The sequence below is a fragment of the Geobacillus sp. FSL W8-0026 genome (assembly GCF_037966255.1).
In the GTDB taxonomy this organism is placed as follows: Bacteria; Bacillota; Bacilli; order Bacillales; family Anoxybacillaceae; genus Geobacillus; species Geobacillus icigianus.
On record NZ_CP150194.1, the window covers coordinates 570,365 to 596,902 of the forward strand.

The 26,538-nt window shown below is 53.9% G+C and carries 25 protein-coding genes, 1 pseudogene and 1 riboswitch; of the genes and pseudogenes, 14 read left to right on the plus strand and 12 right to left on the minus strand.

Annotated elements, in window-relative coordinates:
• Positions 1-323 precede the first annotated feature (323 nt).
• The 4 genes and pseudogenes from NST29_RS02825 to NST29_RS02840 form a co-directional block, all read left to right on the plus strand.
• Positions 324-2,777, plus strand: a complete 2,454-nt coding sequence (locus NST29_RS02825; RefSeq protein WP_033844617.1) for a GGDEF domain-containing phosphodiesterase — start codon at positions 324-326, stop codon at positions 2,775-2,777.
• A 1-nt stretch (position 2,778) separates the two neighbouring features.
• A complete protein-coding gene (locus NST29_RS02830; protein WP_033020604.1) occupies positions 2,779-3,150 on the plus strand; it encodes a DnaJ family domain-containing protein in 372 nt (123 codons plus the stop codon).
• A 436-nt stretch (positions 3,151-3,586) separates the two neighbouring features.
• Positions 3,587-4,252 (plus strand): bifunctional precorrin-2 dehydrogenase/sirohydrochlorin ferrochelatase, encoded by a 666-nt coding sequence (locus NST29_RS02835; RefSeq protein ID WP_033020603.1) that lies wholly within the window; start codon positions 3,587-3,589, stop codon positions 4,250-4,252.
• A gap of 169 nt (positions 4,253-4,421) precedes the next feature.
• Positions 4,422-4,631: pseudogene (locus NST29_RS02840) on the plus strand (PhzF family phenazine biosynthesis protein); the annotation flags it as partial.
• A gap of 365 nt (positions 4,632-4,996) precedes the next feature.
• Here NST29_RS02840 and bshB2 read toward each other — a convergent pair.
• Both bshB2 and NST29_RS02850 read right to left on the minus strand, forming a co-directional pair.
• Complete coding sequence (gene bshB2, locus NST29_RS02845; protein WP_033020602.1) at positions 4,997-5,650, minus strand: bacillithiol biosynthesis deacetylase BshB2; 654 nt, start codon at positions 5,648-5,650, stop codon at positions 4,997-4,999.
• A 12-nt stretch (positions 5,651-5,662) separates the two neighbouring features.
• Positions 5,663-6,010 carry a YojF family protein gene (locus NST29_RS02850; protein ID WP_061912618.1) on the minus strand — a complete coding sequence of 116 codons (348 nt, stop codon included), beginning with the start codon at positions 6,008-6,010 and terminating at the stop codon, positions 5,663-5,665.
• Positions 6,011-6,170: 160 nt separating this feature from the next.
• Here NST29_RS02850 and NST29_RS02855 point away from each other — a divergent pair, with 160 nt between their 5' ends.
• The gene (locus tag NST29_RS02855; protein WP_339232690.1) at positions 6,171-6,941 is read left to right on the plus strand and encodes an arginase family protein; all 771 of its coding nucleotides are present in this window, start codon (positions 6,171-6,173) and stop codon (positions 6,939-6,941) included.
• Between the two features lie 221 nt (positions 6,942-7,162).
• On the opposite strand, the gene NST29_RS02860 is transcribed toward NST29_RS02855, so the two are convergent.
• The 7 genes from NST29_RS02860 to NST29_RS02890 form a co-directional block, all read right to left on the minus strand.
• A complete protein-coding gene (locus tag NST29_RS02860) occupies positions 7,163-7,447 on the minus strand; it encodes an acylphosphatase (RefSeq protein ID WP_033020594.1) in 285 nt (94 codons plus the stop codon).
• 208 nt (positions 7,448-7,655) lie between these two features.
• On the minus strand, positions 7,656-8,402 hold the full coding sequence (locus tag NST29_RS02865) for a sirohydrochlorin chelatase (RefSeq protein WP_033020593.1): 747 nt from the start codon (positions 8,400-8,402) through the stop codon (positions 7,656-7,658).
• A gap of 11 nt (positions 8,403-8,413) precedes the next feature.
• Positions 8,414-9,190, minus strand: a complete 777-nt coding sequence (gene cobA, locus NST29_RS02870; RefSeq protein WP_033020592.1) for a uroporphyrinogen-III C-methyltransferase — start codon at positions 9,188-9,190, stop codon at positions 8,414-8,416.
• 149 nt (positions 9,191-9,339) lie between these two features.
• Complete coding sequence (gene cysC / locus NST29_RS02875; protein WP_033020590.1) at positions 9,340-9,951, minus strand: adenylyl-sulfate kinase; 612 nt, start codon at positions 9,949-9,951, stop codon at positions 9,340-9,342.
• Between the two features lie 12 nt (positions 9,952-9,963).
• Positions 9,964-11,124, minus strand: a complete 1,161-nt coding sequence (sat, locus tag NST29_RS02880; protein WP_033020588.1) for a sulfate adenylyltransferase — start codon at positions 11,122-11,124, stop codon at positions 9,964-9,966.
• Between the two features lie 114 nt (positions 11,125-11,238).
• A complete protein-coding gene (locus NST29_RS02885) occupies positions 11,239-11,946 on the minus strand; it encodes a phosphoadenylyl-sulfate reductase (protein ID WP_033020587.1) in 708 nt (235 codons plus the stop codon).
• A 129-nt stretch (positions 11,947-12,075) separates the two neighbouring features.
• A riboswitch (SAM riboswitch) is annotated at positions 12,076-12,183 on the minus strand.
• 207 nt (positions 12,184-12,390) lie between these two features.
• On the minus strand, positions 12,391-12,615 hold the full coding sequence (locus NST29_RS02890; protein ID WP_033020586.1) for a DUF1128 domain-containing protein: 225 nt from the start codon (positions 12,613-12,615) through the stop codon (positions 12,391-12,393).
• A gap of 217 nt (positions 12,616-12,832) precedes the next feature.
• Here NST29_RS02890 and NST29_RS02895 point away from each other — a divergent pair, with 217 nt between their 5' ends.
• Positions 12,833-13,315 (plus strand): low molecular weight protein-tyrosine-phosphatase, encoded by a 483-nt coding sequence (locus NST29_RS02895; RefSeq protein ID WP_033020585.1) that lies wholly within the window; start codon positions 12,833-12,835, stop codon positions 13,313-13,315.
• Between the two features lie 104 nt (positions 13,316-13,419).
• Positions 13,420-14,253: a YihY/virulence factor BrkB family protein gene (locus tag NST29_RS02900; protein ID WP_033020584.1), complete on the plus strand. Its 834-nt coding sequence runs from the start codon at positions 13,420-13,422 to the stop codon at positions 14,251-14,253.
• 243 nt (positions 14,254-14,496) lie between these two features.
• On the opposite strand, the gene NST29_RS02905 is transcribed toward NST29_RS02900, so the two are convergent.
• Entirely contained in the window at positions 14,497-14,643 is a 147-nt protein-coding gene (locus NST29_RS02905; protein WP_033020583.1) for a BH0509 family protein, read from the minus strand.
• Positions 14,644-14,769: 126 nt separating this feature from the next.
• On the minus strand, positions 14,770-15,903 hold the full coding sequence (locus NST29_RS02910) for an MFS transporter (protein ID WP_033023399.1): 1,134 nt from the start codon (positions 15,901-15,903) through the stop codon (positions 14,770-14,772).
• Between the two features lie 510 nt (positions 15,904-16,413).
• Between NST29_RS02910 and cax the strand changes: the two genes are divergently transcribed.
• Entirely contained in the window at positions 16,414-17,493 is a 1,080-nt protein-coding gene (gene cax / locus NST29_RS02915; RefSeq protein ID WP_255358734.1) for a calcium/proton exchanger, read from the plus strand.
• A gap of 155 nt (positions 17,494-17,648) precedes the next feature.
• Entirely contained in the window at positions 17,649-18,437 is a 789-nt protein-coding gene (locus NST29_RS02920) for a YfkD famly protein (protein WP_033023398.1), read from the plus strand.
• A gap of 47 nt (positions 18,438-18,484) precedes the next feature.
• On the opposite strand, the gene yfkAB is transcribed toward NST29_RS02920, so the two are convergent.
• Complete coding sequence (gene yfkAB, locus NST29_RS02925; protein ID WP_033023395.1) at positions 18,485-19,609, minus strand: radical SAM/CxCxxxxC motif protein YfkAB; 1,125 nt, start codon at positions 19,607-19,609, stop codon at positions 18,485-18,487.
• Between the two features lie 225 nt (positions 19,610-19,834).
• Between yfkAB and NST29_RS02930 the strand changes: the two genes are divergently transcribed.
• The 5 genes from NST29_RS02930 (at position 19,835) to NST29_RS02950 (ending at position 26,534) form a co-directional block, all read left to right on the plus strand.
• Entirely contained in the window at positions 19,835-21,382 is a 1,548-nt protein-coding gene (locus NST29_RS02930; protein WP_033023392.1) for a fumarate hydratase, read from the plus strand.
• A gap of 173 nt (positions 21,383-21,555) precedes the next feature.
• On the plus strand, positions 21,556-22,347 hold the full coding sequence (gene pdaA / locus NST29_RS02935) for a delta-lactam-biosynthetic de-N-acetylase (protein ID WP_033023390.1): 792 nt from the start codon (positions 21,556-21,558) through the stop codon (positions 22,345-22,347).
• A 243-nt stretch (positions 22,348-22,590) separates the two neighbouring features.
• Positions 22,591-23,457 carry a DNA-3-methyladenine glycosylase gene (locus NST29_RS02940; protein WP_033023388.1) on the plus strand — a complete coding sequence of 289 codons (867 nt, stop codon included), beginning with the start codon at positions 22,591-22,593 and terminating at the stop codon, positions 23,455-23,457.
• On the plus strand, positions 23,454-24,860 hold the full coding sequence (rlmD, locus tag NST29_RS02945; protein ID WP_033023387.1) for a 23S rRNA (uracil(1939)-C(5))-methyltransferase RlmD: 1,407 nt from the start codon (positions 23,454-23,456) through the stop codon (positions 24,858-24,860). Before NST29_RS02940 ends, rlmD begins: the two co-directional genes overlap by 4 nt.
• Before the next feature lie 216 nt (positions 24,861-25,076).
• Entirely contained in the window at positions 25,077-26,534 is a 1,458-nt protein-coding gene (locus NST29_RS02950; RefSeq protein WP_033023385.1) for a class I SAM-dependent DNA methyltransferase, read from the plus strand.
• Positions 26,535-26,538 lie beyond the last annotated feature (4 nt).

A 26,538-nucleotide genomic window follows, 5' to 3' on the forward strand; every position in this document is an offset into this window, starting at 1 on the left:
TCGTTTCGACGTTTCTAGTATAGCAGAGGAAAGCTGTGTTGTTTTTTACAGTTGAATTAAATAATGTTACAATACAGTTACAGATATAGTACTTCGTCCTAATGATTCATCCTACCGACGTGCTTCTTTGTGCGCCATTGATCGTCCCCCCCCCCTTTCCTGTAGCAACGCCTCGCTTGTTTGACACTATTGTCCTATGCTCTGTGTATGAATGTCGCAAGCTGTCGAATGAATAGGAACGGGGGAGGGGGGCGAAAACAGGGAATGCCGCCGTATAATTGAAAAAAAGAGGAGAGTCGAAAAATAGGTGGCGGTGATGAATCATGTCGAATCATATAGAATATGCGTTCTATGTCTTCGGATGGTTGTTGATAACGGGTGTTGTCTATATATATGGGCATTGGATGGCGAAACGGCATTGGAAACGGATGCCGTGGCGAGCTGCGCCGAAGTTGACGACAGGTTTTGCCATGGTTTCTCTTTTGTTTCTCGGGGCTGGAGAGGGCTATATTCATTATATGGAACAGCATGAGCATCGCGAATACGAGGAAAATGCGAAGCAAGTGGCGGCCATGGTCGCCGGCGATTTGGCCGCTATGGGGCATGAGCGCCTCGATGAGCACGCAGACCGTCTGCCTGTGTATGACGAGATCATCGCCGCGCTGGAGCGCTGGCAATCCCGCGGCCGCGTGCTGAGCATATACACGATGAAAAAGAATAAAAACGGCCAACTGTATTTTGTCGTCGCTCCGCCGACAGATTACAATCGAAACGGGCGCATTGACAGCGACAAGGAACAAGCGGTGTCGCCCGGAACGATTTATCGCTATGATGTTCCGGAAATCGACAAGGCATTTGGCGGCCACTTTGCGATGCAGCCGCGCCCAACGACCGATAAATGGGGAAGGAGCATCAGCGCGTTTATGCCGGTGCGCCGTGCGGATGGGACGGTCGACGCCGTCGTTGGCATCGATTATGATGCCGCGATATACGAACATCGGCTGCAAAAAGAGCGGCAAAAAGCGATGGGTATGATGATGGCCGTTTATTTTATCGCTGCTGCCATTTATTTGCTTGCTTTGCATCAACAAATGGAGCGGAAGGCGTTCGCCGCTTACAAAAAGAGGCTGGCGGCCAACGAGCATCGGTTGCGGCGCTTGGCGGAAATGACGATGGAAGGCATTATTGTTTACGCAAACGGGAGGATTATTGAAGTCAACGAAGCGGCCTGCCGTCTGCTCGGTTATGCAGAAAGCGAGCTCATTCATTTGCCGATCGATGAATTGATTGTTCACGGCTCTATCAAGTTCAGCCAGCCGCATGAGGAGCGCGAACGTCTGGAGATGGACCTGCGTCGGAAAGACGGGACGGTGTTTCCAGCGGAAATCGTGCGCCGCCGCTATGACTACGAAGGGGAAAATGTGACGGTGGCCGCTGTCCGTGATTTGACGGAGCAAAAACAGAAGGAACAGCGGATTCGATACATTGCCAATCATGATGAGCTGACAGGCCTGCCCAATAAAGAAGCGATGTACAAGACCGTCGAACGCTGCTTGGCGCAGGCGAAACGAAACGGTCAGGAAGCAGCAATTATTTTTTTTGAAGTGTCTGGCATTAAGACGATCAACGATTTTTACGGATATGCCGTCGGCGATGAAGTATTGCTGTACTTGGCGCAGGTGTGGAAAGAAAAGGCGGGGATGATCATTGGGCGCTGGAGCGGAAATGAATTCCTCGCTGTCGTTCCAGACAGCTCGCTGGAAAAGGCGGAGGAAATGGCAAAGCAACTCGTCGAGGTAGCCGATGAGCCGATTATAGTCAACGGAATCGAATTGTACATCACGGTGAACGCTGGCATCAGCATATACCCAAAAGATGGGGAAGAAGCGAAAACGTTGATCCGCAAAGCGGACATCGCCCGCTATGAAGTACGGAAAAAAGCAGTCAGTGATTTTGTGTTTTTTACCGAGCCGATGGCCAATCGGCTGCATGAAAACATGGCGATGGAACGCGACTTGCGGCGGGCGCTTGAGAGGGACGAGTTTGAATTGTACTACCAGCCGCAAATTCGGCTGCACGACCGAAGCGTGATCGGCATGGAGGCGCTCATTCGCTGGCGTCATCCGGAAAAAGGGATGATTCCGCCGTCACTGTTTATCCCTTTGGCAGAGCAGACCGGCATGATCATTCCGATCAATGAGTGGGTTATGCGTACGGCATGCCGGCAGACGAAGCAGCTGCTCAGCCAGTTTCCCCACTTGTCTGTCTCCGTCAACTTATCGCCGTACGAATTTGAAAGCCGCCGTTTTGTGGACAAATTGGCTCGCCTGCTCGATGAGATCGGATTGCCACCGCACCATTTAGATTTGGAAATTACGGAGCGAATGACGATGGATACTGAACGCGCGCTCGATATCCTGCCGAAGCTGAAAGCGCTCGGGGTAACGATCAGCATGGACGACTTCGGCACCGGCTACAGCTCGCTCAGCTACCTGACCGATTTGCCGATCGACCGGTTGAAAATTGACCGCTCGTTCGTCCAGCATATTCAAGGAAAAAAAGATGTCATCTTGCCCGCCATTATCCGCCTCGGGCATAATATAGGTGTAAAAGTGCTGGCTGAAGGGGTAGAAACAGAGACTGAAGCGGCTTACTTGCAAGGAAAACGGTGCGATGAGGCGCAAGGGTATTATTTTTCCCCGCCGCTTCCGTATGAGGAATTGGTCCGTTTTTTAACCGAGCAGCATGCGAGGCGGCAGACACAGGAGCTGACGTGAAATGGATGGATTTTGGCGCATTGCTGAGGAGAAAATTCGCGAGGCGATGAACAACGGCGAGTTTGATCATTTGCCTGGTTTTGGAAAGCCGCTCGAGCTTGAGGATATTTCCCATATTCCCGAAGAGTTGCGGCTCGGGTATTTGTTGCTGAAAAATGCCGGGTATGTGACGGAAGAGACAAAATTGCGAAAAGAACTGATGACGCTTGAAGATTTGCTTCGCTGTTGCGAGGACGACGAGAAAAAACAAGAACTGACGAAAAAATGGACGGAAAAACAACTCCGCTTTGCGGAACTGATGAAAAAGCGGCAGCCGACGAACACCAAAGCGCTGCGCGATTACGGGCGGCGCATCGAGGAAAAATTCCGCTGAACGAGTTTTCTCAATAAACATGGGGAGGTTCGATGTACATCGGTTGGTATTGGAAGGGTTGCACAAGGGTGATGTAATATTAGGGAAAATGCCGTGTCTCATGCACGGCTTCTTTTTTCCCCGTTTGCCTATAAGGCTGGTGAGAAACGGTTGTTTCTTTTGAGCAATGGGGGATCGTTTGAAAGACGATCCTGATGCGACAAGGTTTTTCTATTGGAGAAACTGGCTTGATCAGTGTTTTGCTCTCTTCAATCACCGGTCTCCTATAAGGCTGGTGACAAACTGCTGATTCCCTTCATCAATGGGAGAATGAGTGAAAAGCAGGACCGCTAAAACAAGGTTTTTCTAATTGAAAAATGACAAAATCCGTATCCACGATGAAATGACCAGCCTCCTATGAAAAAAAGAAAGTTGATCGCGAGAGGAGCAGTGGGCCATGGGATATCCGGTTATGCTTCAAGTGCGCGGCCGGCGAGCGGTCGTTGTTGGCGGAGGGAAGGTGGCGGCGCGGAAGATTCGCGGGCTGCTTGCGGCAGGGGCGGATGTGGTGATGATCGCTCCCAAAGCCGAACCGGAGCTGCAAGCGTTAGCGGCGGCGGGAATGATTGGCTGGCGCGTCAAGACGTTTGCGCCGCATGACTTGGACGGTGCGTTTCTTGTCATCGCAGCGACGAACGACCGCGAAGTAAACGAGGCGGTGGCACAGGCGGCAGCGCCGGGACAGCTGCTGAACATCGTTGACGCTCCGGAACAATGTGATTTTCATGTTCCTGCTGTCATCCGCCGCGGCCCGCTGACGATCGCCGTCTCCACTGAAGGGGCAAGCCCGGCGGTCGCTCGCCGCATTCGCCGCGAGCTTGAAGAGCGGTATGGGGAAGAGTACGGGGCGTATTTGGAGTTTTTGCAGCGAGCCCGCGCCATCGTGCTGCGCGAGGTGGCGGACGCTGAGGGGCGAAAGCGGCTATTTCGGGCGCTCGCTGCGGATTCGTTTCGGCAAAACGGCCGCTGGGACGAGGAGTTGGCCGGCTTGTTGGCGAAGGAAAAAGAACGAAGCGGAGAAAGAGAGGACAGGAACGATGAAGATCCCGATGTACATTGTTGATGCGTTCACCGCTCGGCCATTCGCCGACAATCCGGCCGCGGCCTGTCTGCTGCCGCAGCCGGCTCGGGACGAATAGATGCAGCGGGTTGCCGCGGTGATGAACTGATCTGAGACCTTCTTTTTCATTCCACACGAAGATGACTAGCGCCTGCGCTAGTTCCCGCCCAAAGCGAAAGTCGATCCGTGCGGGCATGCGACCTTAGCGGGCGCCCATGTGTTATGGGAGCGGGGTGAACGTTGCTGTGAAGAGACCATTTCTTTTTTGACAACTAGCGGCGGCGTTGTGCGGGTGACGGTAGCGGGGGAGCGGGGGCAACTCGAAGGCGAAGCGGTCACCGTGTTGAAAGGAGCGCTGGCTGCCGCAGCTAGTTTCTATTAATCCTGGATACGGCTTGGCCATGTCATTTCTCAACTAGAAAAACCTGATGCATCGGTCCTACTTTTCGCGCGTTCTCCCATTGATAAAGGGATCGGCGGTTTTTCACCAGCCTTCTAAGAGACTGGCGATTTCGTGCAAAATACTACTGATTCCACCGGTCTCTCAATTAGAGAAACCTTGCAGAATCAGTTTTCTTTTCTGAATGAAAATGCCGCCGATTGGTGTGTGACAACGGTTTTTCCCCACCTTCTAAGCTTCAGCCAAGACAGCGGCTAGATGGGCATCGTTCCACGCGAGCGCGAAACGAAAAGGGGATCGGCTGCGTTGGGATCCCCTTTTTAGACTGTATCGATCCGCTCCTTCTGTCAATCATCCCAGCGGTACGTCCAAAATCGCTCCGTTTTCAGCCACGCGAGCGCGTCGCCGCGCTTCGCGGCCGCCTGCATCAGCCCTTCGGTTTGTGAGCGGTGGGCGCGTATGGCGGCGAGTTTGGTGTCGATGACCGAGCTGACATCGCGGATGATGTCAGGTTGGCCGAGCTCCTGCTCGCAGTTTTTGGCAAAAGCGACGCAATACACGGTCGGCCGCTGTTCTTTGGGCCATCGCTTCAACGCGCGAATGACGGCTTCTCCGCATGCATCGTGATCGGGATGGACGCTGTAGCCGGGATAAAACGTAATGACAAGCGATGGGTTCGTTTCCGCCACGATGGTGGCGATTCGGTCCGCCAGCTCTTCTTCATCCTCAAACTCGATCGTCTTATCACGATAGCCGAGCAAGCGCAAATCATGAATGCCGAGAACGCGGCATGCTTCTTCGAGTTCGTGTCTACGAATGAACGGCAGCGTTTCGCGATTGGCAAACGGGGGCACGCCCATATTCCGCCCCATTTCGCCAAGCGTCAAGCAGGCGTATGTAACCGGTGTGCCGCTTTGCGCATGCTGGGCGATCGTTCCCGAGACACCGAACGCCTCATCGTCCGGATGGGGAAAGACAACGAGTACATGTCGTTCGTTCATCGGAAGCCCTCCTTAGGCAAACGGCTTGCCGCTCAGTTCAAGGGCGACAGCCAGTTTTCCTTCATAGTCATGTCCCGCTAACAGCAATTGTTCTTCTTTCGTCCATTCCCAATGGGTTAACCCTTCGGCGTACACCCAGCCGATGTCTAGCTTCAGCCCGATGCGGTACGGCCCTAATCCGGTGATTTTGCCGCGGGTGAAGCGGATGCGGGCGTTGCGGATGAAAGCGCCGGCAGAAAAAAACCCTTCATTATGGTGAGCAGCGTACGCCCCGTTCGTCGTCTCCAAATGAATGTACACATCGCGGTTGGCCAAGCGGTTCAGCGCCTCTTGCACGACGGCGGCATCGATCGGTTGCACGCGAAGTCCCTCCTTTTGCTGTTTTCTATATTGTACATGACCGAAGCATCAGAACGGAACTATTTCGCTTTTTTTTGTATAATAGAAACGGACACATCTTGGACTCATCCACACCTAGAAGCGTTGACGGACCGTTCGACGAAAGGAAAGGTGAAGGGAAATGGGGTTTCAAGGAAATGGTGTCGCTTTGTTGCATCTCGATGGCACGTATCGGCCGCAAACGCGGCTGCTTCGTTTTCCGCACGAGTGGGTGGACCTCGCTGACGTGCCGGAAACGAATTTGTATTGCAGCCAGACTGCGCTCGCTGAAATCGAACGTCGGCTGCGCCGACGGCGAACCCGCGGGGCGGTGCTGATCGGGAGCGGTAACTATCATTATGTCACGTATTTGTTGTTGCAAGAAATACAGGAACCGTTCACTCTTGTGTTGTTTGACCACCATACCGATGCGGATCCGAGCGACGGCTTCCTCATGTCGTGCGGATCATGGGTGGCCCGCGCGCTTGACCATCCGCAGCTGCGGAAGGTGGTGATCGCTGGTCCGACGTTTTCTCCGAATCATCTCCAGTTATCCCCGAACATCACTGTTCTTTCGTTTGCTGACGATGACGAATGGCCGAGGGCGCTGCTAGAAGTCGTCCCGACAAGAAGCGTCTATATTAGCATTGACAAAGATGCGCTAAGCCGCGAAGATGCCGTCACGAACTGGGATCACGGAACGATGCCGCTTTCGATGCTGCTGGCTTGCCTGCGGCGGCTGCTGCTTCAGAAAAACGTATTGGGCGTCGATGTATGCGGGGAGTATCCACGGTCCGCTGTCGATGCGTTTGATCCGCTTTGTCGTGAAGCGCAGAGGAAAAACGAGCAGGCGAATATGGCCATTTTGGAGACGTGCTTCCGCTATGCAACACCCCATTTGCGGCCCGCTTGAATTCTGCCGAGTTGCCGCGGAGCTGGCGAGCGGCTTTGTGCGCAAGCCAAAAACACGTTCGTTCGCCAGCGTCGCGCGCCGGACGGGCATCTTGCGCCCGCAACACACATTGGGCAAATGATGGAACGCGTGAACATAGCGGCTGATGCAACAAGTTTTTTCTACTTGAGAAACGAGGTTGGTATCGGCCTCCTAGAGGCGGCATTTCATTGGCCGAGCGGTCAGCATCCGCTCCCGTACATAATGCGGAACGGTTTTTCATCAGGCCGAACATCGCGCGGCTCGATGTGCAGGCGTGTCACTTTGGCAAACATCGTTCCCGCTTCAATCGTTTCCAAAAAGAGTTGAAGAGCGCTTTCGTTCCCTTGCACTTCCATTTCCACTGTTCCGTCATCATTGTTTTTCACCCAACCGGTCAGCTGCCGCTTCAACGCCTCGTGCTGGACGAAATAGCGAAAACCGACCCCTTGCACGCGTCCTTCGGCAATGACATGCACCCGTTTCATATCGCGACCTCCTTAGTTGCCTCACGCTCCGGCGATTTCCCCCCTTTGACGCGGGGCCAAAGGCGGACAGCTATGAACGTTGCTTCAGTGCCTAACGGAATGGTCTGTGCGGAGCGTTCAGCCAATGGTTGCCGCTGCTCTTTGCGGTCCCGCTTTCATCATATAATAGACGGGAATGAATGTACATACAAAAAAGGAGCTTGGACGGTCAAGCTCCTTTTTTCGCCAGCGCCAGCGACGCTACTTGTTGCCGAATGAGCGTCACTAGCCGCGGATGGTAGCCTAAGTAAGGACACAAATGCCATTGTTTGTCAGAAGTAGGGAACCCGCGCAGCTTCCGTTCGATCGTTTTCATTAAGACCCCGGTGAACAATAAATATGGAACGACAAACACGCGCCGGCAAGGTGAGGCGTTCGCCTGCTCAAGCCCTTCGTCAAGCGTCGGGCCGATGGCGGCAAGAAAGCAGACGCTAACGTGCGGGACGTGTGTTTTTTCTTGCAAACGCCGGGCGATGGCGGTGATGTCGCGCTTCGTATCGGGATCGCTGCTGCCGCGGCCGATGAGCAAAATCATCGATTCGCCATCGAGGGAAGGCGCGCATTCACTGATGCGGTCAATGATGATGTCAATCATCGCATCATGAACGCCAAACGGGGAACCGCAGACGATTTCGACTGCTGGATGGCGCTGTTTCGCCAGCTCGAGCGCCGCCGGAATGTCGCGTTTGGCGTGTCCAGCCGATAGGAGCAAAAGCGGAATGACAATGATGCGCGTCGCTCCTTGGGCGACGCAACGGTCAACCCCGGTGATGATATCCGGTTCCGCCAGTTCGATAAAGCAAAGTTCTTGAATCGGGATGTCGACGGCTGCTTTGCATTGCTCGACGAAACGGGCCGCTTCCAAGCGCGCGGCAGCGACGCGGCTGCCGTGGCTGACGTATAAAACAGCTTCCATGGCGAACCGCCTCACGATGTGGCGCCAGCGGCTGCAGAGGACCACAACAGCCGCTCATACCATTGAATGTTCGCGCGCAGCCGCACGACCTCCCCGATGATGACCATGCTCGGATTTCGCATTTGCTCGTTGGCGGCGATTTCGGCGATCGTCGCTAACGTGCCAGTGACCGTGCGTTGGGCGGAGGTCGTTCCCCATTCGATGACCGCCGCCGGTGTTTCGGGCGACTTCCCATATTTCATCAGTTGGCTGCAGATGGAGGATAAGCGCTGAATCCCCATATAAATGGCAATGGTGTCGATGCCTTTGGCTAGGCTTTCCCATTGAATTTCGTCGCCGCTTCCTTCGCGCCGGTGCCCGGTGACAAAGGCGACGCTTGAGCTGAACTCGCGATGGGTGACCGGGATGCCGGCATACGCCGCTGCGGCGATGGCAGAGGTGACACCGGGAACGATCTCAAACTCAATCCCATGCTTGACGAGCGCTTCCGCCTCTTCGCCGCCGCGCCCGAACACGAATGGATCGCCGCCTTTTAAGCGGACGACAGTTTTCCCCTTTTTGGCATGCAGGACGAGCGCGCGGTTGATCGTTTCCTGCTGCATGGCGTGGCAGCCGGGCAGCTTCCCGCAAAAGATCAATTCAGCGTCCGGCTTGGCGTATGACAACAACTCTTCGTTAATGAGACGGTCGTACAAAATGACATCCGCCCGTTGAATGCATGTTAGTCCTTTGACGGTGATCAGTTCCGGATCGCCAGGGCCGGCGCCGACAAGGTAGACTTTTCCCATCGTTGTTTCAGCCCCTTCGTGCATGATTCAGCCAACCGCCGGAGAGCGGCGTGAATGCCTAGCTGTGCTTTTTATTGTACATCGTTTGCTTTTGTGCGCAAACGACTTTGGCAAATGTTCTTCCGTTCTTTTGAGCAAAGGAGGAACAATCAGTCCGCCTTCGCTGCCGGGATCATTCTCCGTTCGCGCAAATAAGCGAGCACTTGCTCGACGCATTCTTCGACCGAATAGCGGTCGGTTTCGATCGTCAGCTCCGGCGCTGTCGGCGCTTCGTACGGCGAGTCGATGCCGGTAAATTCGCGAATTTCCCCGCGGCGCGCTTTTTCGTACAGCCCTTTTGGGTCGCGTTTTTCACATTCTTCAAGCGGACAGCTAACATAAATTTCGATAAACTCGTCCTCGTCGACGAGACGGCGGACGAGCGCCCGGTCTTCGGCAAACGGGGAAATAAACGCCGTTAACACAAACTGTCCGCTGTCGACAAACAGTTTGGCCACTTCGCCGATGCGGCGGATGTTTTCCGTCCGGTCGGCGGCGGAAAAGCCGAGGTCTTTGTTGAGCCCGTGGCGGATGTTGTCGCCGTCTAATACGTAGTTTTGAATGCCGAGCTCAAACAGCCGTCTAGAGACGGCGTTCGCCACCGTTGATTTGCCGGAGCCGGACAGCCCGGTGAACCAAAGGATGGCGCTATGATGGCCGTTGCGCTCGCGCCGGTCTTGTTTCGTGACCGATGTTTGATGCCAAACGATGTTCGTGCTCATGACGCTCCTCCTTTACCGCGTTGACGGGGTGACCGCTTCGCGCTGTTGCAATCCTTTGATCAAGACGGCGGCGACTTCCGGGCGGCTGAACGTGCTTGGCGGCACTTGGCCGTTGCGAAGCATTTCACGGACTTTCGTGCCGGAAAGAACGACATGATACTCAGCATCATGCGGGCACGTTTTCGTTGACGCCATGCCTTCGCATTTCGTGCAATAAAAGCTATGTTCGAAAAAGAGCGGCGTGATCCCGAGCTCTTCAGCCGTAAAGTTCGAGAAGATTTTTTGTGCGTCATATGTGCCGTAGTAATTGCCGACACCGGCGTGGTCGCGGCCGACGATGAAGTGCGTGCAGCCGAAGTTTTTGCGCACCATGGCATGGAAAATGGCCTCGCGCGGTCCGGCATAGCGCATGGCCGCTTGGAAGACGCCAAGGAAGACGCGGTCTTTCGGATAATAGTTTTCCAGCAGCACTTGGTAGCTTTCCATCCGGATGTCAGCCGGAATGTCATCCGCTTTCGTTTCACCGACGAGCGGGTTTAAAAACAAACCGTCGACGATCTCAAGCGCGCATTTTTGAATGTATTCGTGAGCGCGGTGAACCGGGTTGCGCGTTTGGAAGCCGACAACGGTGTTCCAGCCGAGTTCGGCAAACCGCTTCCGCGTTTCGGCCGGATCGAAATAAAACGCGGCGAACGGTCCTTTATCGGTCCGTTTGACAAGCGTGACTTCCCCGCCGACGTACACATCCGGTTTTTCAAACAGTTTGCGTACGCCAGGGTGGGCGAGTTCATCCGTTTTGTAAACGAACGTAGCTTCTTTTGTTTTGTCCGGGCGGTACATATCGGCGATTTCGATGACGCCGTACACGTCGCCGTTATAAACGAGCTTCGCTTTATCGCCGACAGCAAGTTCTTTCGCTTTCTCCTCCGTCACCGCGAGCGTGATCGGAATGCTCCAGACGGTGCCGTCAGCGAGGCGCATCGTTTCCACAACCGCGTCGTAGTCCGCTTTCGTTAAAAAGCCGGTGAGCGGACTGTACGCCCCCGTGCCGATCAATTCCAAATCGCTTAATTCCGCTTTCGACAGTTCGATCGTTTTGGATGCTTCGTCAAGCGGATAATCGGGATTCCAACGGTTGATTAATGTGCCGCCATGCGGGATGCTTACGCTCATGTTCACAACCTCCTAGATTGATAGACTGAAAAATCGCTTACATGCCGCCATGTTCATGGCGAAGAAAAAGGAAATGAGAAACCGCAATCGCAAGGAGCATACGATGGGTTCCTCCTATGTGAGATGGAGCCCGCACTCGGTCTTCCCTTGGCCGGCCCAGCGCCCGGAGCGCAAATCGTTCGGATCGACTGCCGGCGCTGTACACGGAGCGCAGCCGATGCTCGGGTAGCCGCGGTCATGAAGCACGTTGTACGGAAGATCGTGCTTATACACGTAGTTCCATACGTCTTTCCATGTCCAATGAATGAGCGGACAGACTTTGACCGAACGGAATTTGTCATCCTTATTGATGTATTCGACATGGCGCCGCGTCGGCGATTGTTCGCGGCGCAAGCCGGAAATCCAAGCGGTCACCCCAGTCAGCGCTTCACGCAGCGGAATGACTTTGCGCAGCTCGCAACATTTGTTCGGATCGCGCTTCCATAGTTCATCACCAAACTGGGCGGCTTGTTGTTCCAACGTCAGTGACGGGCGTTTCATCACGATGCGGAGCGAAGGATATTTTTCTTTCACTTTTTCGATCGTGTCATACGTTTCTTGAAAATGCAGCCCCGTGTCGAGAAAGACGATTTCCGCATCCGGCTTCACTTGGGAAATCAGATCGATCAGCACGATGCCTTCGATGCCAAAGCTACAGGCGTACACCATTTCATCACCGTACTCGCGGTACGCCCAAGCGAGAACGTCAAGCGCTCCTTTTGTTTCATTGTCAGACGGAAAAGACGGTTTTTCTGCCGTTTCCCACTGATCGTACGTGAGCATCGTTTTTCCCTCCTTATAAAACCAAAGAAAATCAACGTGATTAGTTGGATATTTACTCAGCAAGCGGCAGCTCGGCGACAAAAATGCCCTTCCCATTTTGATTTTGGAAAGAGCGGAAGAATTAGCGCCGCCTTATCTTTCAAAATGGACCCCATTTTTGCTGGAATTGGCACCTTGCTAGCCAGAGCAGGTTGCCGGAGTTCATCGGGCCAGTCCCTCCCTCGCTCTTGATAAGCGTATGCAATGATGTAATTGATTAAAATTTTAGCACAATTGCCGCCAATGTCAATCCTAGTTTTTCGATGGGAATTATGTTTATCTTGGCGGGCAAGCGCCTTTGGATCATGGCTGGCCGGTGCGGCATGTCAGCGAACCCCGCGGTTCGGCGGAAAGACGCCCCGTTTTCCGCCCTTCAAAACCGCGCGCCTTACGACCGGCAAGCCTTTACTTTTTGCGCAGATTCCCGAGTTCTTCCACAATGGCTTGCATTTCACTCGGACTGAACGTCTCGCGTTTCATCACCATCTCGAAAATCTCTTTCAATTCATCGTACCATTCCTCGGAAAAATGTGATGGCTTCATCGCTTCCCAATTGAGCATTTTTAATTTTTGTTTCAATTGTTCAATCATGTATTCGACGTTTTCCGCCGACGGTTTGGATAAGTCCATGATTCGCGCTCCTTTCATAGCGGTTATCATGTATTGTACCACATCGGCGCTGAAAAGCGGGAGAGGAGATCGTCTGTTGCCCAGCCGAGAAACAGACGGTATGGTAAAATGGAGAGGCGGGCCTGTGCGGTGAAAGAGAGGCTAGGCCGGCGAGAAAAAAGAAACAATACCGAATGAAACGATGTTCATCACGATGGCGAAAGGGAGGCCGTTTCGGATGGTGAAAGTGCTGTTCGTTTGTCTTGGAAACATCTGCCGTTCGCCGATGGCGGAAGCTGTTTTTCGCCATTTGGTGAAAGAGCGGGGACTAGAGCATGTCATCACCGTTGATTCGGCGGGAACGGGCAGCTGGCATGTGGGGGAACCGCCGCATGCGGAAACGCGGCGAATTTTAAGCGAGAACAAGATCGATTATTCCGGCATCCGCGCCCGGCAAGTCGCCCGCCGCGACTTGGAGGAGTTCGATTATATCATCGCCATGGATGCCACCAATTTGAACGATTTGCGGCGGTTGGCCGGCCTCCGGTCGAGAGCGGTGATCGCTCGGCTGCTCGATTTCGTGCCGGAACGGGAAACGGACGACGTGCCAGACCCGTACTATACGGGCAATTTTGCCGAAGTGTATCACCTGATCCGAGCGGGATGCGAGCATTTGCTGGAAACGATCATGCGCGATCATCGGCTGACGGAGGAGCATTGAGCCGCTTCCGCTTCGCCTAGCGCGGGAGCTCTCTTTCACGGCGCTGATGAAAAAAGCGGTCAACGATGCAGTCGTTCGAAAAGCAAGGGAAGGGAGGACGGCCGATGTTGGTGAATGCGACATTCATCCGCGAGCTGGTCCGGCGTTTTCAGGAAGATGAAATCCCAAGACTATCGGCGGAGCTGGCGTATTATTTTCTCCTGTCGTTGTTTCCGTTTTTGCTGTTTTTAATGACGCTGTTAGCCTATTTGCCGATTCCGCATGAGGATGTGCTCGCGCTCGTGCGGCAATACGCCCCGAAAGAGGCGCTTCGTCTCATCGAGACGAATGTTCATCGCCTCATGAATGAACAAAACGGTGGCTTGCTGTCGTTTAGCATCATTGCTGCTGTTTGGTCTGCTTCGAATGGGATGAGCGCGATTATGCGGGCGTTCAACCGCGCTTACGACGTGCAAGAAGATCGACCGTTTTGGGTAGTAAGGGGGTTGTCGATCGTATTGACGCTCGGCATGATCGCTGTCATTATCGTCGCTCTCGTGCTCCCCGTTTTTGGAAGGATGATCGGGCTGTTTTTGTTTTCGGCGCTCGGGTTGTCACGGCCGTTTTTGGATGTTTGGAACACATTGCGCTGGGTGACGAGCTCCTTGCTCTTGTTTGCGGTGTTTACTGCGCTTTACTATTTTGCCCCGAATAAGCGGTTGCGCTGCGTCAATGTGGTGCGCGGCGCTGTGTTTGCCACGGCTGGCTGGATTGCCACCTCGTCGGCGTTTTCCTATTACGTCAACAACTTCGCCAATTATACGGCGATGTATGGCAGCCTTGGCGGGATGATCGTGCTGATGGTGTGGTTTTATTTGTCTGGCATGATCCTGATCTTGGGAGGAGAGCTGAACGCTCTGTTCGATTGCGAACGGGAAGGGAGAAAGCGGGTCCGTTAAACGTGCATAAAACGAGTGCCGACCGGACAATGTAATGGTGTGGGGATTTTCATACAGGGGGGGATAACGATGGCGAAGCATACGAAAAAAGACGGGGGAACGAAGCAAAAAGGGAAAAATCGGCCGAAGCATAAAACGAGCGGGAGTGCCAACGGCCAAAACGGTTACCATTGAAAATCAAGCCGACCCAAAACGTGTCTGTTTTGGGTCGGCTCCGTTTTGTGCCCATTCTAGCGATCGCTATTACTCCACAATTTCTTCGTGATGATGATACGAGCGTTCATACAGGTATTCAATCTCGGCGTCGGTCATGCAAGCAAGTTGTTCCCGCGACAAGCCCCGCACTTTTTCAATAAATTCGATCATGTTTTTCCGTTCCGTCCGGCTCATCATCGCCACATCCTTTCATATACTGTTTTAAAACACATCGTGATTATCTTGCTTTTATTATATAACAGAAAAGAGAAAACGGTCAATGATTTTTTTTAAAAAAAAACAGAAAATGAAAGGAAGCGGTTAGGCCGTTTTTTCCTGCTTTCGTCGCTTCACAAGGCCGAGAACCGGGAGCAGGAGAACGGCGCTGACCGCTAGGAAAAAGGCGTCCGCTGCAACATCGACAGCGCTGCCGGAAAGCGGCGGGCCGATCATGCTACCGAGGCTGTACAACATTCCGCACAACAAATTCCCGGCCGGGAGGAGCGCTTTTGGCAGCAGATCGGTCATGTAGGCGATGCCGAGCGAGAACAGCGACCCTGTAAACATCCCGGCGGCAAATAAGCAGATCGCTAGGCTGACGGGAGAAGGATCGGCAACAAACGCCGCCAAAAAACAGCCGGCGCCCGCCAACAGCGCCCCAGTGATGGTAATGCGGCGCCCGAGCCAGTCGCTCAATGCTCCAAGCGGCAGCTGAAACAGGATGCCCCCCAATGAGAAGCAAGGCAGTAAAAACGCGATTTGTTCTGCGCTCAACCGCTGATCCAAGGCGTACAGCGGGAACACCGAGTGAATGGCCGCTTCCAAAAAGCCGTAAGCAAACGGCAACAAGAGCGCGGGCCATGCCCCCTTCCACGCCCCTAGCCACCGCCCGGCCGCCGTGGACGTTCGTTCCAACGGCCGCGGTTTTTCATTCGGCAGCGAAAACACGGCCATCCAGCCGATCAGACTGAGCAGAGCGCCGATGAAAAAAGGCAACGCTTCGTTGACCGAAGCGAGCGAAGCGAGCAGCGGCCCGGCGGTAAAGCCAAGCCCAAACGCTAAACCGTACAGCGACAGCCGTCGTCCGCGCTTCTCCGGCGGCGAAAAGTCAGTGATCCACGTTTGAGTCGCAAAATGAAGCATATGATCGCCTACCCCAATGAGAAAGCGCAGAACAAACCAAATGAAAAAGGAAGGGAACAGTGGAAAAAGGGTAAGCGAACATATTACAATAGAAATGCCAAGGAGAATCATGGGCTTGTACCCATATTTGCCCAAGGGCTGCTCCAAAAAAGGGGAAATGAGCAATACACCGGCATACAGCGCGGCCGCATGCCCTCCGTTCACCGAAGAAGAAATCCCCTGTTTATCAAGCAAAAGAGCCAGCAATGGAAGCAGCATTCCTTGAGACAAGCCTGAAATGGCGACGATTCCGGTTAAAACAGCGAAACGCATTGGCAAGCCCCCGTTTCTGTGGATTGTTCGCGTTGCCGCTGCCAAACGACAGAGGCAAGGCAGCGGTATGCCTGTTTTCCATCAAAATGTCAAACTGACGTGGGATTTTCATCCCCGGGTGGAGGGCAAACCATTGCCCATGGATCTTTTCTGTGAAAATGCAGGCCTGACGCGGATTTTCATCCCCGGGTGGAGGGCAAACCATTGCCCATGGATCTTTTCCGTGAAAAGGCCGCACTGGCGCGTGATGTTCAGCCCTGGATGGAGGGAAAACGCTACCCGTCGAATTTTCTGTGGAAATCTCGTCGGCAAGCGGTCGCTTTCATCCCCTGGGCAGAGGGCAAAGCGTCGCCCGTGGGCCCTCCGCAAAAATCCCGTTACCAAGCGGTAAGGTTCCCCCGCGGCCGATCACGCTGCCCTTCAAATGTTTCGGTGTAGATGCGCCACTCTTCATCGTAGTAGATGCGCCACTCTTCATCGTACAGGCGAATGCCGGATTGTGCAACGAAAATGAATGGAAAGGTGGAAGAAGCGAAAATGAACAAAGTATTCGCTTGGCTGACATGGATCGGCGTGCCGGTGTCCGTCATCGGCGGACTTCTTCACTGGCCGACCGTTTTGCTGTTTGGGCTATACTGTTTGACGATCATTGCGCTCGCCAGCTATATGGGGCGGGCGACGGAAAGTTTGGCGATTGTCGCCGGGCCGCGCATCGGCGGGTTGTTGAATGCGACATTCGGGAACGCCGTCGAGCTGATTATTTCCATTTTTGCCTTGAAGGCTGGGCTCGTTGACGTTGTGCTCGCTTCCTTGACCGGTTCGGTGCTTGGCAACTTATTGCTCGTTGCCGGGCTGTCATTTTTTGTAGGTGGGCTCAAATACAAACGGCAAGGATTTAACATTTATGATGCCCGCCATAACGCGGGGTTGTTGACGTTTGCCATTTTTGTCGCCTTTGTCATCCCTGAGGTGTTTACGATGCAGATGGACCGCGGAGAGCAGCTGGCGCTCAGCGTCGGCATCGCCATCATCATGATTTTGCTTTATATCGCGGCCCTGTATTTTCGGCTTGTCACTCACCGCGGCGTTTATCAGCATCAATCCGATAAAACGGAAGAACACGAAGAGCCGGAATGGGGAAAAGGAAAAGCGACGACCATTTTGGCGCTGGCCACGGTGGCGGTGGCTTACTTATCGGAACGGCTTGTCCATACGTTTGAAACGGTCGCCGAATCGTTCGGCTGGAGCGAACTGTTTATCGGGATCATCATCGTCGCCATTGTCGGCAATGCGGCCGAGCACGCTTCGGCCGTCATTATGGCGTATAAAAACAAAATGAACGTCGCCGTCGAAATCGCTATCGGCTCGACATTGCAAATCGCCATGTTCGTCGCGCCGGTACTTGTGCTCGTTTCGCTTCTGTTTCCGGAAAAAATGCCGCTCGTCTTTTCGCTTCCTGAGCTGGTCGCGATGGCCGCTTCCGTGCTGCTCATCATCGTCCTTTCCAATGACGGGGATACAAATTGGTTTGAAGGGGCGACGCTGCTGGCGGCGTATACGATTATGGGAATCGGCTTTTACTTGCTGTGACGGGGCTTCCGTTAAAAACGGCCTCCTAGTGGTTTGGACAGACGAAGAAAACGAAACGCCGAAGCAGGACAAAATTTTCATCGCCGCGGATAAAGAGCAGGTTTTGAAAGAAACTAACCATGAATACCTAGGAGCGAAAGGAGTGAACATGCGGGATGAAAAAATGGTCCGTTTCGTTGCTCGTGAGCGCGCTGCTTCTATATGCGGCCGCAGCGCCGACGTTGGCGTCCTCCGGCAAACCGGCGCCCACCGCGGTGATCGATATATCGAAAGAAAATACGTACCCAAATCCAACGCAAGACTTGCCGCATTTAGAGCCAAGCTCGTTTGCGAAACAGCTGTTGAAATCGGCCAACGTGAAAATCGAAAATCCTGAATTGATTCATCTTTTAAACGAATCGTCGGCGACGGACACGCCATGGGCCATCGGCTATCGAGCGACGATTTATTTAGGTCAATGGCCGCTCAATTACCAGTCGCTGGAGACATCAACGAATTGGGAATACCAAAAAGTCAACACGAATTTCCTCGATAATCGCGGCGGCGATGCCGCACAAAAATTGTATTATAAACAAGAAATGCAAAAACACGTCCGCGGCGGGTTGACATCCAAAGTGCCGAATGAGGATGCTGTCAAGCGGATGATGCTGAACAAAGCGATGGAAAAAACGAATTTGCCGCTTGCGTTCAGCACGGTCGTCGGCCTTGGCACGAAAAAAGACCAGCCGTACCAAGTGCCGGCGAAAAAGATGGGGTATTTGTACGCCTATGTTCCAGCGGTCAATGAAAAAGGAAAAGTGACTTACGGCGAAGTGTATGTCGTTTTGCGCGGAAACAAAAAGAACATTGTCGTCAAAAACGTCACGACAAGAGGAGTCGGGGCGTGGATCCCGGTGCAGGACCGGCTGTATATGTCTTACGTTGTCAGCGAGCAACCGAGGTAAAAGGTGCCCAAAAGACGGGCACCTTTTCCATTTGCTAGTCATACCGCTTATCGGGCCACTCGCGCGGATCGCTTCGTAAAATCGATGTCGCGATAATACGTCTGCTTCACAAGAACGTTCGGCCCGAGGCAGCGCGCCGCCGGACAATGGCAAAGCAGCTCATTGGCCAGTTTCGAGCGGCGCCATTGGTCATACACGTCAGGCAGCGAATCGCGGATGATGTTGCCAAGCGGCGGTTCATCGCCGAAATCGGTGACGATGACATCGCCGGTGAAAATGTTGACATTGAGCCGCGAGCGGCCGTCCGGATCGTTGCGCACGGTGACGTTTTTGCTTTCGTACAGCCGCTTCAATAGGGCCACATCTTCTTCGTTGTCGCTGCACGGGTAAAACGGCAGCGTGCCAAACAGCATCCAGACGTCCTCGTTGCGAATGTCAAGCAAATGGTGGATCGCTTCGCGCAATTCGTCCAAGCTCAACGTCTCAAGTGCACTGGCAAAATCGCTCGGATACATCGGGTGGATTTCATGCCGCCGGCAGCCCATTTCCTCGACCACTTGGCGGTGGATCGTTTCCAAATGGCGAACCGTCCGCTTGTTGAGCATCGTTTCCGCCGACACTAAGACCCCCGCTTTCGCCAATGCTTTCGCGTTGTCGAGCATGCGCTGAAAATACTTTTCGCGCTGGGCGCGCGTCGGCTTCCGCTCCATCATGGCGAATCCGCCGTCGATAAAGTCATCGATCGTTCCCCAGTTATGGGAGATGTGCAGCACATCCAAATACGGAATGATTCGTTCATAGCGCGCCAAGTCAAGGGTCAAATTTGAATTCAGCTGCGTCCGCACCCCGCGCTCGTGCGCATAGCGGAGAAGGGGAACGACGTATTGGTCGACGGATTTTAATGACAGCATCGGCTCGCCGCCGGTGATGCTTAATGATCGCAAATGCGGGATTTCTTCCAAGCGGCGGAGCAACAAATCAAGCGGCAGCGCCTCGGGGTCTTTTGCCGACAGCGTATAGCCAACGGCGCAATGCTCACAGCGCATATTGCAAAGCGTCGTGGTCGTGAACTCGATGTTCGTCAGTTCAAGTTGTCCGTATTCTTCAATATCGACATACGCCTCCCACGGGTCATACATCGGTGTAATCGCTGGCATGGTCGATGCACGCATGTCTTTCTCCTCTTTCCATTCAAAGTCTCAACGTTCATTATCGGCAACAGTCACTCCGCTTGTCAATCGTTTTACCGAACCTCTATCCCATTCCTATGAGGCGGGCGTGGAGCTGATGAGACAGAAAAGAAAGATTTTTTCCATAACCGAGAAAAAGCAGTATAATAGAAGGAGATGAGACAACTGCCGATAGGGCGATCCAAAGGGAAAGGGCGTGGAACCGACATGGAAAAATTCCAGCAAAGCATGTATGACTTGATCGTGGAGACGTCAACGAAGCTGCCGAAGGACGTTCGCCGAGCGATCGCTCGGGCGAAAGTGCGCGAAAACGCCGGCACTCGGGCGGCGATGGCGCTCGATACGATCGTTGAGAACATTCAAATGGCGGACGAAAACGTGTCGCCGATCTGTCAGGACACCGGCTTGCCGACGTTTAAAATCAAAGTGCCGGTCGGCGTGAATCAAATCGAAATGAAAAAAGCGATCCGCGCCGCCATTGTTGAAGCGACGAAAAACGGCAAGCTGCGTCCGAACTCGGTCGACTCGCTTACCGGCAAAAACAGCGGCGACAACTTGGGAGAAGGCGTGCCGGTCATCAAATTTGAACAATGGGAAAACGATTACATTGACGTCCGTTTGATTTTAAAAGGCGGCGGCTGTGAAAACAAAAACATTCAATACAGCCTGCCGTGTGAACTCGAAGGGCTCGGCCGCGCCGGCCGCGACCTTGACGGCATTCGCAAATGCATTTTGCATGCGGTGTACCAAGCGCAAGGGCAAGGGTGCAGCGCCGGCTTCATCGGCGTTGGCATCGGCGGCGACCGCTCATCGGGCTATGAGCTCGCCAAAGAGCAGCTGTTCCGCCCGGTCGATGACGTCAATCCGATCGAAGAACTGCGCCAACTCGAAGAATACATTATGGAAAACGCCAACAAGCTCGGCATCGGCACGATGGGCTTTGGCGGCGAATCGACGCTGCTGGGCTGTAAAATCGGTGTCATGCACCGCATCCCGGCAAGCTTCTTCGTTTCCGTCGCTTACAATTGCTGGGCGTTCCGCCGCATGGGCGTGAAAATCGACCCGCAAACCGGCGAAATCGTTGAATGGCTGTACCAAGACGGCGAAGACGTCGATTTAACTAAGGAGCTGGAAAAAGTGGAAGCCGCCGCGGCGCTTGAACAAGGCGACACACGCGTCATCGACCTCGTTCCGCCGCTGTCGGAAGAACAAGTGCGCCAGCTTCGCGTCGGCGATGTCGTCCGCATCAGCGGCATGATTTACACCGGCCGCGACGCTATTCATAAATATTTGATGGACCATGACGCGCCGGTCGACTTGAACGGGCAAATCATTTACCATTGCGGCCCGGTCATGTTAAAAGATGAGGAAGGCCGCTGGCACGTCAAAGCCGCCGGCCCGACGACGAGCATCCGCGAAGAGCCATACCAAGGCGACATCATGAAAAAATTCGGCGTCCGCGCCGTCATCGGCAAAGGCGGCATGGGCGCGAAAACGCTGCAAGCCTTAAAAGAACACGGCGGCGTGTATTTGAACGCCATCGGCGGCGCCGCGCAATATTACGCCGATTGCATCAAATCCGTAGAAGGCGTCGATTTGCTGGAATTCGGCATCCCGGAAGCGATGTGGCATTTGCGCGTCGAAAACTTCACCGCCGTCGTCACGATGGATTCGCACGGCAACAGCTTGCATGAAGATGTGGAAAAATCGTCACTTGAAAAGCTCGCTCAATTCAAAGAACCGGTGTTCAAATAAAAAGAAAGAAGCGATTTCAAACGAACGGCTGGTCGCTCAGCTCACCTGGCCCCAAACGCGTGTGCCGCAGGCGCGTTTGGGGCTTTTTTTGCAAAAAATGGCGCGCGTAAAGCGCGGAGGCGGGAAAACAATAAGAAAAAGGAAACGATCGCAGCCAAGGAGGCATTGTGCGCATGAAATGGCTTCTTTCTCTTTTGTTGCTGTTCACGTTGATCCCCGCCCCCGCGTTCGCGGCAAGCCATGCCCCGATCCATTGGGGATTCAAGCGGAGCGAAAACCATCAGCCCCCATCGGCGGGAAAAGAGCTTGACGAACTGCTCGCCAAATACGATGCCTTTTATTTAGGCGATACGAGCGAAAAAACGATTTATTTGACGTTTGACAACGGCTATGAAAACGGCTATACGGCGCAAATTTTAGACGTGTTAAAAGAAAAGAACGTGCCGGCTGCCTTTTTTGTCACCGGCCATTACTTGCAAACCGCCCCTGAGTTGGTGAAACGAATGGCCGCCGAGGGGCACATCATCGGCAATCATTCATGGCACCACCCCGATTTGACAACGGCAAGCGAAGAGCGGTTCCGTGAAGAGCTGGAAAAAGTAAAAGAAAAGACCGAGAAATTGACCGGGCAAAAAGGGATGGCGTACCTTCGCCCGCCGCGCGGCATTTTCAGTGAACGGACGTTGGCGCTCGCCCGCGAGCTCGGCTATTACCACGTCTTTTGGTCGCTGGCGTTCGTCGACTGGCAGACCGACCGCCAGCGCGGCTGGCAATACGCGTACGATCAAATCATGAAGCAAATCCATCCCGGGGCGATTTTGCTTTTGCACTCGGTCTCAAAAGACAACGCCGACGCGCTGCCGAAGGTGATCGACGACTTGCGCAAACAAGGGTATACGTTTGCCAGCTTAGATGAGTTGATGGCGAAAAAGATGGGCCTCCATCCGTGGCTGTTTCGTCCGTAACGCCTTCAGCGCGGCCTGTCTGCTCATGGAAGTGAGCGCTTTTCGGTGCAGAAGTCAGTGCCGACAGCTTCTGTCCCTGTGTCCGTCGTCGTCGCGTTGCGGATGGTCAAAACAACAGGGTGCGCCGCTAGGCTATTCCCCGCCTCGCCACCAGAAACGGATCGGCTGCTTGTCCGATTCGTTGGTTTGGCGGGGCGTTTTTCGTTATAATAAGGGCACGGACGAACGAGAAAGGTGAGAACGATGTGGAAACAAACGATTACCGTGCCCGCGCCGTACGATTTTGCCCATGCGTTGGAGCGATTGGCGCTCGATCCGCTGCTGGCGGTTGATCTAGAGCGGCAGCGCGTCACCGTTCCGCTTCATCTCGATGACGTAAAGGTGCCCGTCGCGGTGGAAAGCATCGGTACGAAAGACGCCCCGCGCTTGATCGTGTCGGGGCCACATCCCGAGCGGCAACAGGAGATCATTGAACGGATTTCCGATCTGTTTCAATGGCGGACGCCGCTCGCTTCGGTGCACGGCCATTTTCAGGCGACCGAGCTGGCGCCGCTATTTGCCCGTTATGAAGGGCTGCCGTTGGTGCTTGATTTTGATTTGTATTTTTGCCTCGTCAAATGTTTGATCCACCAACAGCTTCATCTCAAAGTCGGCTATCGGCTCACAGAGCGGTTTGTGAAAACGTTCGGCGAGGAGCGGGACGGCGTTTGGTTTTACCCGCGCCCGGAAGAGATCGCCGCCCGCTCGTACGAGGACTTGCGCGCCTTGCAGCTGAGCGGACGGAAAGCGGAATATATCGTCGATGTGTCGCGCCTCATTGCCGAGGGGAAGCTGCGGCTTGATGAACTCAGGCAGATGGAGGACGGCGAAGTGATGGAACGGCTGACCGCCGTCCGCGGCATCGGGCCATGGACCGTGCAAAATTTCCTCCTGTTCGGACTCGGCCGCCCGAACGTCTTCCCGCCGGCGGATATTGGCTTGCAGCGGGCGGTGGAACAACTTTTTCAGCTGCCGAAGCGGCCGACCGCCCACGAGCTGGCGGCGCTCGGCGAGCGGTGGAAGCCGTATGCGAGCTACGCGGCGCTTTATTTATGGAGAAGCATTGAATGAGAGGGACCGATATGGCAAAGCGACAAACGAAGGTGAAGATTCGAAAGGGAGACCAATTTCCGCTGACGATTCAGCGAATCGGCATTAACGGCGAAGGGGTCGGCTATTTTCAAAAACAAGTCGTCTTCGTCCCCGGTGCCTTGCCGGGCGAGGAAGTGATCGTCGAGGCGACCGACATCCACCCTACCTATGCCGAGGCGAACATCAAGCGCATCCGCAAGCGCTCGCCAAACCGCATCAAGCCGCCATGCCCGCTCTATGACCAGTGCGGCGGCTGCCAGCTCCAGCACTTGGCGTACGAAGCGCAGCTGGAGGCGAAGCGCGACATTGTCATCCAGGCGCTGCGCCGCCACGCCCGCCGCCTCGATGTTGACAAACTTGACATCCGTCCGACAATCGGCATGGATGACCCGTGGCATTACCGAAACAAAAGCCAGTTCCAAGTCGGGATGAAAGAAGGGAAGGTGCTCGCCGGGCTGTACGGCCTCAACTCCCATCGGCTCATCGACTTGTCGGAATGCCGCGTCCAACACCCGCAAACGACGCGCGTGACGAACATCATCAAAACGATTTTGCAAGACTTGCGCATCCCGATTTACAACGAGCGGACAAGAACCGGCGTCGTGCGGACGATCGTCGCCCGCGTCGGCTTTCATACCGGCGACATCCAAGTCGTTCTCGTCACGGCGACGAAAGACATTCCGCGCCAAGAGCTGCTCATTGACGAAATTCGCCGCCGTCTCCCCGAAGTCAAATCGATCGTGCAAAATATCAACGGCGAAAAAACATCGCTCATTTTCGGCGATGAGACGGAAGTGCTCGCCGGCGACGAATACATTCAAGAAACGCTCGGCGACTTGTCATTTGAGCTCTCCGCGCGCGCGTTTTTCCAGCTCAATCCGATCCAAACGGTGAAATTGTACGATGAAGTGAAAAAAGCAGCCGCTCTCACCGGAACAGAGAGGATCGTTGACGCCTATTGCGGCGTCGGCACGATCGGGCTGTGGCTCGCCTGCGACGCCAACGAAGTGCGCGGCATGGATACGATTCCAGAAGCGATCGCAGACGCAAAGAAAAACGCCAAAAAACACGGGTTCACGAACACGCACTATGTCGTCGGCAAAGCGGAATATTGGCTGCCGAAATGGGTGAACGAAGGCTGGAAGCCGGACGTCATCATCGTCGACCCGCCCCGCGTCGGCTGCGACCAGGCGCTGCTCGAAACGATCCTCCGCGTCCGCCCGCAAAAAGTCGTCTACGTCTCGTGCAACCCGTCCAGCCTCGCCCGCGACCTCGACACCCTAGCGGCCGCCTATCGCGTCGCCTACATCCAGCCGGTCGACATGTTCCCGCATACGGCGCATGTGGAGTGTGTCGCGCAGATCGTGTTACGAGAAACGTAAGCAGGAAACGGGTTTGTTTCCTGCTATTTCATTTTCAGAACAGAGAATCGACAAAAACGTTTTGGGCGTTCCATCGGGTTTCCACACGACCGATGAGGCGAGGGGAGAATTTTCGTTGTCCATCCATCATGAATGACGAAATCTTGCCAAATCGAAGTTTCTACCAACGATAAAACGATGTATAATTAAATTTGGAAATAATAAGGGGGCATCTATATGATGACAGGAGAATTAAAGAACAAAGTCGATAAAATATGGGAAACATTTTGGACGGGCGGTATTACGAACCCGCTGACGGTTATTGAACAGTTTACATACTTGTTATTCATCAAAGGTCTCGACGAAGTCGAAACGCAGCGCGAACAGGAAGATGCTTTGCTGGGCATCGAATCGGAACGCATCTTTCCGCCCGATAAGCAGCACTTGCGTTGGAGCAAATTCAAACATTTTGAAGCCGCCCATATGTATGAGGTCGTTTCCAACGAAGTGTTTCCGTTTATCAAAAACTTGCATGGTAACAGGGAGTCCGCCTATGCGAAATATATGGGCGACGCCATGTTCATGATCCCGACGCCGCAACTGCTCGTCAAAATTGTCGACGGCATTGACCACATTCCGATGAAAGACCGCGATACAAAAGGCGATTTGTACGAGTATTTGTTATCGAAAATCGCCACCGCGGGGACGAACGGCCAATTCCGGACACCGCGCCATATTATCAACATGATGGTCGAACTCGTAAAACCGACGCCGGAAGACATCATCGTCGACCCGGCCGCCGGGTCCGCCGGGTTTTTAGTCGCCGCCGGCGAATATTTGCGCAACCATCGCAGCGACTTATTTTTAGTGCAAAGTTTAAAAGAACATTTTCACAACCATATGTTTTACGGTTTTGACATGGACCGCACGATGCTGCGGATTGGCGCGATGAACATGATGCTCCATGGCATTGAAAACCCGAATATCGAATATCGCGACTCCTTGTCGGAACAAAACAAAGATCGCGACAAATACACCCTTGTCTTAGCCAATCCGCCGTTTAAAGGCTCGCTCGACTATGAAGCGGTATCGAGCGATTTATTAAAAGTGGTCAAAACAAAGAAAACGGAGCTATTATTCTTGGCGTTATTCTTGCGCATCTTAAAACCGGGCGGCCGCTGCGCCTGCATCGTGCCAGATGGGGTATTGTTCGGCAGCTCGACGGCGCATAAAGCGATTCGCAAAGAAATCGTCGAAAACCATAAGCTCGAAGCGATTATTTCGATGCCAAGCGGCGTGTTTAAACCGTACGCCGGCGTATCGACAGCCATTATGATTTTCACGAAAACAGGCGCCGGCGGAACCGATCACGTCTGGTTTTACGACATGAAAGCCGACGGCTATTCATTGGACGACAAACGCACCCCAATCGAAGAAAACGACATCCCGGACATCATTGCGCGCTTCCATAACCGTGAAGCGGAAAAAGACCGAAAACGAACAGACCAATCGTTCTTCGTGCCGGTGGAAGAAATTCGGAAAAACGGCTATGACCTTTCGATTAACAAGTATAAAGAGATTGATTATGAGGAAGTGGAGTATGAAGCGCCGAGTGTGATACTGGAAAGAGTGGAAACGTTGGAAAAAGAGATTATGCAAGGATTACAAGAGTTGAAAGAAATGATTAGAGGGTAGTGAA